This is a genomic window from Streptomyces sp. NPDC058469, from assembly GCF_042721125.1.
GTDB lineage: Bacteria > Actinomycetota > Actinomycetes > Streptomycetales > Streptomycetaceae > Streptomyces.
In genome coordinates this window covers 1-11,246 of sequence record NZ_JBHXME010000252.1, presented here as the reverse complement: position 1 = coordinate 11,246, position 11,246 = coordinate 1, and the positions used below count along the sequence as shown (strand labels likewise).

Annotated in this window: 2 protein-coding genes and 1 pseudogene; all 3 read left to right on the top strand. The window is 69.3% G+C overall.

Annotation, left to right across the window (positions count from 1 at the left end; all coding sequences use genetic code 11):
• Positions 1-10: 10 nt before the first annotated feature.
• A pseudogene (locus ACFWP5_RS49825) lies at positions 11-226 on the top strand (AMP-binding protein); the annotation flags it as partial.
• Positions 227-271: 45 nt separating this feature from the next.
• Positions 272-4,201 (top strand): amino acid adenylation domain-containing protein, encoded by a 3,930-nt coding sequence (locus ACFWP5_RS49820; protein WP_384173207.1) that lies wholly within the window; start codon positions 272-274, stop codon positions 4,199-4,201.
• A partial coding sequence (locus ACFWP5_RS49815; protein ID WP_384173204.1) for an amino acid adenylation domain-containing protein occupies positions 4,198-11,246 on the top strand: 7,049 nt, incomplete at its 3' end. The genes ACFWP5_RS49820 and ACFWP5_RS49815, both read left to right, overlap by 4 nt.

Genomic DNA, 11,246 nt, shown 5'->3' with positions numbered 1-11,246 from the left:
GGCGCGGTCGGTGCTGGGTGGTGGTGTGCGGTTGTTGGCGGGTTATGGGGTGACGGAGGCGGCGGTCGATTCGACGTTCAGTGAGTTGGGTCGGGTGGGTGTGGTGGATGGTCCGGTGCCGATTGGTGGGCCGTTGCCGAATGCGCGGGTGTATGTGCTGGATGGGCGGTTGCGTCCGGTGCCGGTGGGTGTGGTGGGTGAGTTGTTCATTGCTGGTGGGCAGTTGGCGCGGGGGTATGGGGGTCGTGGTGGGTTGACGGCGGAGCGTTTTGTGGCGGATCCGTTCGCTGCGGACGGCAGCCGTATGTATCGGTCGGGGGACTGGGTGCGGTGGCTGGTGGAGGGGGAGCTGGAGTTCCTGGGGCGGGCGGATGAGCAGGTCAAGGTCCGTGGTTACCGCATCGAACCCGGCGAGATCGAAACAGTTCTGGCCGGCCACGACAGGATCCGGACCGCGGTCGTGGCGGCAAGGGGTGACGACGCGGACCGCCGACTGGTCGCCTACCTCGTGCCGGCGGCCCAGGGGGAAAGCGTTCCGTCGGTAGGCGATCTGCGGGCGTACGCCGGTGAGCGGCTGCCCGACTTCATGGTCCCGTCGGTGTTCGTCGAGCTTGACGAACTGCCCCTCACCCCGAACGGGAAGGTCGACCGGGCAGCGTTGCCCGAACCCGACGGCCTACGCCCGGACTTGGAAGGCTTCCTCGCTCCCGCCACGGCTACCGAGGAACTGCTCGCCGGAATCTGGGCACAGGTCCTCGGCGTCGACCGGGTCGGCACCCACGACAACTTCTTCGAACTCGGTGGGCACTCGCTGCTCGCCACTCAGGTCGTCTCCCGCATCCGCACCGTGTTCAGGGTCGAACTACCCCTCTCCGCGTTATTCGACCGGCCCACGGTCCGGGACCTGGCCGCGGCGGTCGAGAACTCGGCCAAGGGGATCTCGGCGCCGCCCGTCACGCCCGTCAGCCGTGACGAGCCCCTCCCGCTGTCCTTCGCGCAGCAGCGGCTGTGGTTCCTGAACCAACTGGAACCCGGCTCACTCGAGTACAACGTGCCGCTCCTGGTGCGATGGCCGGGCGACCTGGACGTCGAGGCCCTGGTCGCCGCACTGAGCGGAGTGCTCGCGCGGCACGAGGTGCTGCGGACCAGGCTGGTGGCTGACGCGGACGGGGTGGTCCACCAGGTCGTCGACCCGCCGGCGCCGATTCCGATCTCGGCCACGGACGTGTCCTGGTACGCCGATCCGGTGACGGCTGCGCGAGGACTGGTGGAGGCGGAGGTGATGACGCCGTTCGATCTGGCGGCCGGGCCCCTCATCCGCGCCACGCTCATCCGGGTCGCCGCCGACGAGCACGTGCTGACGCTGGCCATCCACCACGTGGCCTTCGACGAATGGTCGGTGCGGATCCTCCGCCGTGAACTCTCCACCCTGTACGAGGCGTTCCGCGCGGATGAGCCGGATCCGCTGCCGCCGCTGCCGGTGCAGTACGCGGACTTCGCGGTGTGGCAGCGCGAGTGGCTGACCGGAGACGTAATCAACGACCATCTCTCCTACTGGCGGCGGCAGTTGAAAGATCTGCCCGCACTCGAACTCGCCACGGACCGACCACGTCCGACTGTTCGGTCCACCGAGGGAGCCGTCACCGAGTTCACCGTCTCCGCGCACACGGCTGATGCCCTACGAGCGCTGTCCCGCAAGAGCGGCACGACGATGTCCATGACCCTCCTGGCCGCCTTCGACGTGCTCCTGGGCTGGTACGGCGACACGGACGACGTGGTGGTGGGCACGCCGGTGGCGAACCGGAACCGGGCCGAGACGGAAGACCTGATCGGCTTCTTCGTCAACACGCTGGTACTGCGGACCGATCTCGCCGGCGACCCGTCCTTCAAGGAGTTGCTCGGACGGGTACGAAACGTTTCCCTGGCCGCGTATGCCCATCAGGATCTGCCCTTCGAACACCTCGTGGACGACCTTGTCGTGGAACGGGACCGGTCCCGCACGGCGCTCTTCCAGGTGTTCTTCAACTACACGCCTGATCACAGCGACCACCGCGCGGACCACGAGGCGCACGACGGCACCGGCTCCGACGGATCCGCGATGGCCGCGCCGGCCACGACATCGGTGAACTTCGACCTGTCACTGATGCTGGGAGACCGCGACGGCGGCCTGGCAGGTGCGATCGAGTACAGCACCGCGCTGTTCGACGCGGCGACCATGGAGCGAATGTCCGAGCACTTGGTCGCGGTGTTGGAAGCCGTGGCGGAGGATGCGGGGCGGCGCGTCAGCGAGGTGTCGGTGCTGACTGGCGCTGAGCGGCGGCAGGTGGTCGAGGAGTGGAACGGGGCTGTCGAGCCGCTGCCGACGGCAGGTGGGGCGCATGAGCTGATTGCCGGGCGGGCGTTGGCTGGTCCGGATGCGGTGGCTGTGGTCGCCGGTGGTGAGGTGCTGACGTACGGCGGACTGCTGGCCGACGCGAGTCGGCTGGCGCATCACCTGCGGGGTCTTGGGGTTGGTGCGGAGTCGGTGGTGGGCCTGTGCCTGCCGCGTGGCGTCGACATGGTGGTGGCGATGGTGGCGGTGTGGCAGGCAGGCGGCGCCTATCTGCCGTTGGATCCCGAATACCCCGTCGAGCGGCTGGAGTTCATGCTCGCGGACAGTGGTGCGAGGGTGCTGATCGGCCACCGATCGGTGGCCGAGGTGGCCGGGGGGTTGCCGGTGGATTCGGTGGTGTGGCTGGACGATCCGGCCGTCACCGAGGGCTTGCCGACTACGGCCCCCGAAGTCCCCGTACGACCGGACCAGTTGGCGTATGTGATCTACACGTCGGGGTCGACGGGTCGTCCGAAGGGTGTGCAGGTCGCGCATCGCAGTGTGGTGGGCATGGTGACCGCGCTGGGCCCGGTGCTGGGTGCCGACCCGGGTGTGCGGGTGTTGCAGTTCGCGTCGTTCAGTTTTGACGCGGCCGTGCTGGACATCGCGGTGACGCTGGCCTCGGGTGGCGCGCTGGTGGTGGCGAGCAGCGCCGAACGCACCGCTCCGGAGGCGCTGACCGGGATGATCGGAGCCCAGGGCGTAGACGCGGCCAGCGTGGTGCCGTCACTGCTCGGCGTGCTCAACCCGGACGAAGTCCCCGGTATCCAGACGCTGTTGCTGGGTGCGGAGCGCCTGACGCAGCCGGTGGCCCAGGCATGGGCGCGGGACCGCACGCTGGTGAACACGTACGGTCCGACCGAGGCGACCGTCATGGTCACCGCCAGTCCGGTCGACGCGGACCTTCTGGTGGCTCCGTCGATCGGTGCGCCGGTGGCGAACGCCCGCCTGTATGTCCTGGACGCGCGGTTGAACCCGGTGCCGGTCGGGGTGGCGGGCGAGGTGTACATCGCGGGCCCGCAGCTCGCCCGCGGCTACCGTGCCCAGCCCGTGCTCACCGCGGAGCGTTTCCTGCCGGACCCGTTCACCGCGGACGGCGCCCGCATGTACCGCTCCGGCGACCGGGCCCGCTGGCTCGCGGACGGGCAGCTGGACTTCATCGGGCGAGCCGACGATCAGGTCAAGGTCCGCGGGTTCCGTATCGAACCCGGTGAGATCGAAGCCGTACTCGCCACCCACCCCCAGATCCGTACCGCCGTCGTGACAGCCTTCGGCGACACCGAAGACCGCAAGCTCGTGGCCTACCTCGTCCCCGAGGAGACGTCGGAGGGCATCCCGGCGGTCAATGACCTGCGGGACCACGTCCAGCGGAGTCTGCCGGCCTTCATGGTCCCGGCCGCGTTCGTCGAGCTGGCCGCGCTGCCGCTCACCCCCAACGGCAAACTCGACCGCTCCGCCCTGCCTGAACCGGACGGTGCACGGCCGCAGTTGGACGAGTTCGAGGAGCTGTCCGGCGACGTCGAGGAGGTGTTGGCGCGTCTGTGGGTGCAACTGCTGGGTGTGGACCGGGTCGGGGCTACGGACAACTTCTTCGAGCTGGGCGGGCATTCGCTGCTCGCCACCCAGGTGGTCTCCCGGATCCGGGAACTCTTCGAACTCGACATACCGCTGGCCGCGCTGTTCGACCAACCGACCGTGCGAGGTCTGGCAGCCGTCGTCGAAGAGCGCATCTTGTACGAGATCGAGCACATGTCAGAAGCCGAAGTACTGCGGAGCCTGGACGTCCACGAACAGGACGCAGAGGCTGACGAGAACGGGGTTTCCTCATGACCATGTCCCCTGCGGAATTCCTGGAGGGGCTTGAGAGCAGAGGCGCCCGCTTCAGCGTCGTCGATGGCCGGCTCAGGTTGTTCGCCCCGAAAGGTGTGCTCACGGACGAGCTCCGGGCCCGCCTTCAGGGCTTCCGCGACGAGATCATCGCGTTGCTGACCGACCGTGCGCCCGAACAGAACACCGGACATGGACCTCGGATGAGGATCGCGGACCGGGCCGAGCAACTGCCGTTGTCCTTCGCGCAGCAGCGGCTGTGGTTCCTGGACCAGCTCGATCCCGGCTCGACCGAATACAACGTGCCCATGCCGGTACGCCTCGGCGGTGCGCTGGACGTGGTGGCGCTCAACGCCGCCCTGAACGCGATCGTGGCACGGCACGAAGTCCTGCGGACCCGGCTCGTCTCCGGCGCCGACGGCGTGCCGTGCCAGGTGATCGACCCGCCCGCGCCCCTCCTGCTGCCGGTGGCCGACGTGTCCGGCGAGGCGGATCTCGGCGCCGCGGCATGGGTGTTGATGGCGGCGGACGTGGCGCTCCCGTTCGACCTGGCGGGTGGGTCGCTGATCCGGGCCCTGCTGATCAGGTTGGCCCCGGACGAGCACGTACTGGCGCTGTCCATGCATCACGTGGTCTTCGACGAGTGGTCGAAGGGCGTCTTCCAGCGCGAACTGTCCGCCCTGTACGAGGCGTTCCGCGCGGGTGAGCCGGATCCGCTGCCGCCGCTGTCGGTGCAGTACGCCGATTTCGCGGTGTGGCAGCGGGAGTGGCTGGAGGGGGAGGTCCTGGAGGTCCAACTCGCCTTCTGGCGCGACAAGTTGGCAGGTGCTCCCGCGCTCGGACTGCCCACCGACCGGCCGCGGCCGCCCGTATGGTCACCGGCAGGCGCGCAGACGCGTTTCACCGTCCCGGCACGGACCGCGAACGTGTTGCGAGAACTGTCCAGGCGGAGCGGCACGACGATGTTCATGACGCTGCTGGCGGCGTTCAACGTGCTGCTCAGCCGCTACGCGGACACGGACGACGTGGTCGTGGGCACGCCGGTGGCGAACCGGAACCGGGCCGAGACCGAGCAGATGATCGGCTTCTTCATCAACACCCTGGTGATGCGCACCGATCTGTCCGGCGACCCCACCTTCGATGAACTCCTCGTCCAAGTACGGGACATGGCGCTCGACGCGTACGCGCACCAGGATCTGCCGTTCGAGCAGCTCGTCGATGCCCTTGTCACCGAGCGGGACCGGTCGCGCAGTCCGCTGTTCCAGGTGCTGTTCAACTACTTCACCGAGGACGGGCAGCAGCGGCGGGACAGCAGCGGGCTGTCGGTCGGCGGTGTCGAAGGCGATGTGGTCGCCAAGTTCGATCTGCGGCTGATGTTCACCGACGGCGGCCGTGAGCTGACAGGCGTCCTTGAGTACAGCACCGCGTTGTTCGACGCGACGACGGTGGAGCGAATGGCCCGGCACCTGGTCCTCCTGCTGGACGCCGTCGCCGACGACGCGGGTCGGCACGTCGCCGATCTGCCGGTGCTGACGGACGCCGAACGAGACGTCCTGGTACACGACTGGAACGACACGGCCGAGGCTCTGCCCGCGGTGGGCGGGGTGCACCGGTTGATCTCGGAACGGGCGGCCGCGGGCCCGGACGCTCCGGCGATCGTCTTCGGTGAAGCGTCGCTGACATACGGTGAGTTGATGGCACGGGCGAACCGGCTCGGCCACTATCTGCGTTCCGTGGGTGTCGGCCCCGACACCCTCGTGGGCCTGTGCCTGCCGCGTGGCGTCGACATGGTCGTGGCGATGCTGGGGGTGTGGCAGGCCGGAGGAGCGTATCTGCCGCTGGACCCGGAGTATCCGGTCGAACGCCTCGGATTCATGCTCACGGACAGCCGGGCGACGGTGCTCGTCGGCACCAGCGACATCCTGGACGAGCTGCCGGTCGGGCGGCTGCGGACCGTGGTCCTGGACGACCCCATGGACCGCGCTCAGCTGGCCGGCATGCCGACCGGGTCACCCGAAGTACCCGTACAACCGGACCAGTTGGCGTATGTGATCTATACGTCGGGGTCGACGGGGCGGCCGAAGGGCGTACAGGTCGCGCACGGCGGTGTGGTGAACCTGGTGCGGGCCCAGGGACGGGCGTTCGGGGTCGGGGCTGGGGACGCGGTGGTGCAGTTCGCGCCGTTCGGCTTCGACGCCGCCGTCTCCGAGGTGTGCGTGACGCTGGCGTCGGGTGGCACGTTGGTGGTGGCGACGGCGGAACAGCGCGCCGAGCCCGAGGCGTTGGCGGCTCTCGTGCGTGAACGAGAGGTTCGGGTGGCCACGTTGCCGCCGTCGTTGCTGGCCGTCCTGAACCCCGGCGACCTGACGGGCCTGCACACGCTGGTGACGGCGGGTGAACGGCTGGAGGTCGGCGTGGCCGCCGGATGGCGGACCGAGCACCGGCTGCTGAACGCGTACGGTCCGACCGAGGCCACGGTCTGCGCGAGTATCGCGACCGTCGATCCGGACGGCCGGGATGCGCCGCCGATCGGTGCCCCGATCGACAACACGCGGACGTACGTCCTGGACGAGCGGCTGAACCCGGTACCGGTCGGTGTGACAGGCGAGCTGTACATCGCCGGCGCGGGGATCGCGCGCGGCTACGGCCGCCGCCCCGGGCTGACAGCCGAGCGTTTCGTGGCGGACGCTTTCGCGGGCGACGGCTCGCGGATGTACCGTTCCGGCGACCGGGTGCGCTGGCTGGCGGACGGGCAGCTGGAGTTCCTCGGCCGCGCCGACCAGCAGACCAAGGTCCGCGGATACCGGATCGAGCTCGGCGAGATCGAAACGGTTCTCGCGACTCATCCGGCGATTCACACGGCAGTGGTGACCACGGACGGCGAGGCCGCCGACCGTAGGCTGGTCGCCCACCTCGTCCCCGCCGACCAGGCCGAGGGCATCCCGCCCGTCACCGACCTGCGCGCCTTCGCGGGCGAACACCTGCCCGCCTTCATGATTCCCTCGGTCTTCACCGAACTGGCCGCGCTGCCTCTGACCGCCAACGGAAAGATCGACCGGGCCGCGCTCCCGGCGCCCGACGCCGTCCGTCAGCACCTCACGGGCTACGTGGCTCCGGCGAACGTGACCGAAGAACTGCTCGCCGGAGTCTGGGCCCAGGTCCTCGGCCTGGCCCGGGTCGGCGCGACCGACGACTTCTTCGAACTGGGCGGACAGTCGCTCCTGGCCACCCAGGTGGTCTCCCGGGTCAGGGAAGTGTTCGGGGCGGAGATACCTCTGGCCGCGCTGTTCGACCACCCGACCGTGCGTGCCCTCGCGGCGTTGGTCGAGACCGCCGCGCCGCGGACCTCTGCACCGCCGATCGTGACGGTCGGCCGGGACCAGGACCTGCCCCTGTCGTTCGCCCAGCAACGGCTCTGGTTCCTCGACCAGATGGAACCGGGCTCCGGTGAGTACAACGTACCCATGCCCGTCCCCTGGCCCGGCGGCCTGGACGTGGAGGCTCTGGGGAGGGCACTGAGCGCGGTCGTGGCGCGCCACGAAGTCCTCCGCACCCGGCTGGTGGTGGACACCGACGGCGTACCGCACCAGGTGATCGACCCGTCCGAGCCCTTCCCCCTGACGGTCGTCGACGTGTCCGACCGAACCGAACCCATGGCCGCCGCCCGCGAATTGGTACTCGTCGACGCGGTCACCCCCTTCGACCTGTCGGGCGAATCTCTGATCCGCGCCACCCTGATCCGGGTCGCGGCAGACGAACACGTGCTGGCGCTCGCGATGCACCACGTCGTCTCCGACGAGTGGTCGCGGTTGATCCTGCGCCGCGAACTCAGTGCCTGTTACGAGGCGTTCCGCGCGGGTGAGCCGGATCCGTTGCCGCCGCTGTCGGTGCAGTACGCGGACTTCGCGGTGTGGCAGCGGGAGTGGCTGACCGGAGAGGTGCTGGGACAGCAACTCGCCTACTGGCGATCGCAGTTGGCCGACCTTCCGGTCATGGAGCTGCCGACTGACCGGCCCCGGCCGGCGGTGCGGTCCTCCGAGGGAGCGGTGGCCGGGTTGCGTATCGAGCGTGAGACGGCGGAGGCGTTGCGGGCGTTGTCGCGCGAGTGCGGCGTGTCGATGTTCATGACGCTGCTGGCGGCCTTCGATGTGCTGTTGGGGCGGTATACGGGGTCCGAGGATGTGGTGGTGGGCACGCCGGTGGCGAACCGGAACCGTGCCGAGACGGAGGACCTGATCGGGTTCTTCGTCAACACCCTCGTCATGCGGACTGATTTGTCGGGCGACCCCACGTTCACGGAGTTGTTGGGGCGGGTTCGGGAGTCGGCGCTGGGTGCGTACGCGCATCAGGACGTGCCGTTCGAGCAACTGGTGGACGAGCTGGTCACCGAGCGGGACCGGTCCCGCAATCCACTGTTCCAAGTCCTCTTCAGCTATGTCGCCGGGGAGAGCGATGGCGACGCCGGCGCGGTTGCCGAGCCCCAGGGTGCGGCGGATGCAGTGGCCGAGGCGGGGGCGAGTGACGAGACCGGCTCCAGTGGCCTTCCGGTGAAGTTCGACCTGGCGGTGACGCTTGGCGACAGCAGCGATGGCGCTCTCACCGCGACGATCGAGTACAGCACCGCATTGTTCGACGCGGCGACGATGGAGCGGCTTGGCGGGCATCTCGGTGTGCTGCTGGGCGCGGTGGCGGAGGATGCGGGGCGGCGTGTCGGCGAGCTGCCGGTGCTTGGTGCGGGTGAGCGGCGGCGGGTGGTCGAGGAGTGGAATGGGGCTGTTGAGCCGCTGCCGGGTGTGGGTGGGGTACATGAGCTGATTGCGGAGCGGGCGTTGGCCGGCCCGGATGCGGTGGCTGTGGTCGCTGGTGGTGAGGTGCTGACGTACGGCGGGTTGATGGCGCGTGCGAACCGGCTGGCGCATCACCTGCGGGGTCTTGGGGTCGAGGCGGAGTCGGTGGTGGGGCTGTGTCTGCCGCGTGGCGTCGACATGGTTGTGGCGATGCTGGCGGTGTGGCAGGCGGGTGGTGCGTATCTGCCGCTGGATCCCGAATACCCCGTCGAGCGGCTGGAGTTCATGCTCGCCGACAGCGGAGCCAGGGTGCTGATCGGCCACCGATCGGTGGCGGAGGTGGCTGAGCGTCTGTCGGTGGAGTCGGTGGTGTGGCTGGATGATCCGGCTGTCACCGAAGGCTTGCCGACTACTGCCCCCGAAGTGGACGTACAGGCAGGTCAGTTGGCGTATGTGATCTACACGTCGGGGTCGACGGGGCGTCCGAAGGGTGTGCAGGTCGCTCATCGCAGTGTGGTGGGCATGGTGACCGCGCTGGCTCCGGTGCTGGGTGCCGGGCCGGGTGTGCGGGTGTTGCAGTTCGCGTCGTTCAGTTTCGACGCGGCCGTGCTGGATGTGGCGGTGACGCTGGCGTCGGGCGGCGCGCTGGTGGTGGCGAGCAGTGCTGAGCGCACGGCCCCGGAGGCGCTGACGGGGATGATCGGCGCGCAGGGTGTGGATGCGGCGAGCGTGGTGCCGTCCTTGCTGGGTGTCCTGAACCCGGATGAAGTCCCCGGTATTGAGACGTTGTTGCTTGGTGCGGAGCGTTTGACCCGGCCGGTGGCTCAGGCGTGGGCGCGGGGCCGCACGCTGGTGAACACGTACGGTCCCACCGAGGCCACGGTCATGGTCACCATCGGCCCGGTCTCCGCGGACGTGGCCATGGCTCCGCCGATCGGCGCCCCGGTGGCGAACGCCCGCCTGTACGTCCTGGACGCGCGGTTGAACCCGGTCCCGGTCGGGGTGGCCGGCGAGGTGTACATCGCGGGCCCGCAGGTCGCCCGCGGCTACCGTGCCCAGCCCGCCCTGACCGCGGAACGTTTCCTGCCGGACCCGTTCATCGCGGACGGCACCCGTATGTACCGCTCCGGCGACCGGGCCCGCTGGCTCGCGGACGGCACCCTCGACTTCATCGGCCGTGCCGACGACCAGGTCAAGGTCCGCGGCTTCCGTATCGAACCCGGTGAGATCGAAGCCGTACTCGCCGCCCATCCCCAGATCCGTACCGCCGTGGTGGCGGCGTTCGGTGACACCGAAGACCGCAAGCTCGTGGCCTATCTCGTCCCCGAGGACGCGTCGGAGGGCATCCCGGCGGTCAACGACCTGCGGGACCACGTCCAGCGGAGTCTGCCGGCCTTCATGGTTCCGGCCGTCTTCGTCGAGTTGGCCGCGCTGCCGCTCACCCCCAACGGCAAGCTGGATCGGGCGGCGCTGCCGCAGCCCGACGGGGAGCGTGCGGGTTCGGCGGGGGAGTATGTGGCACCCCGTACAGAGGTCGAGCAGGTTCTGGCTGAGGTGTGGGCTCAGGTCCTGGGCCTGGAACGGGTGGGCGTCGAGGACAACTTCTTCGAGCTGGGCGGCGACTCGATCAGCAGCATCCGGGTCGTGGCCCGGGCCCGGGATCTCGGGATCCATGTGACGGTGGCGCAGTTGTTCGACCATCAGACGGTGGGCGAGCTGGCGCCGGTGGCGTCGAGCGAGAGCGCGGCCGATGCCGAACAGGGCCTGGTCGTAGGGGAGTTCCCGTTGACACCCGTCCAGCGGTGGTTCCTGGAGAGTGAGCAGCCGGAGCCGTGGCACTTCAACCAGTCGGTGGTGTTGCAGGCAACCGCTCAGGTGGACGCGGACGTGCTGCGGGTGGCCGCACGGGCCGTGGTGGAGCAGCATGACGCGCTGCGTTCCCGTTTTGTGCGGGAGGGCGCGGAGTGGGTCGGTCGTGTGGCGGCCGCGGAACCGGCCGACCTGGTATCGGTCATCGACGCTGCTGACGTAGCGGCTGCGGATGAGCCGGCCTTCTTGGAGGCGCGGGCCTCGGAGGTGCAGGCGGGGCTCGATCTGGTGGAGGGCCCGCTGCTGCGAGTGGCCCTCTTCGATCGGGGTGAGCGCGGTCAGCTGCTTCTGGTCGTTGTCCATCACCTGGTCGTGGACGCGGTCTCCTGGCCTGTCCTGTTGGAGGATCTGGCGTCGGCGTATGAGCAGGTCGAGCGTGGTTCCGTGAGGGT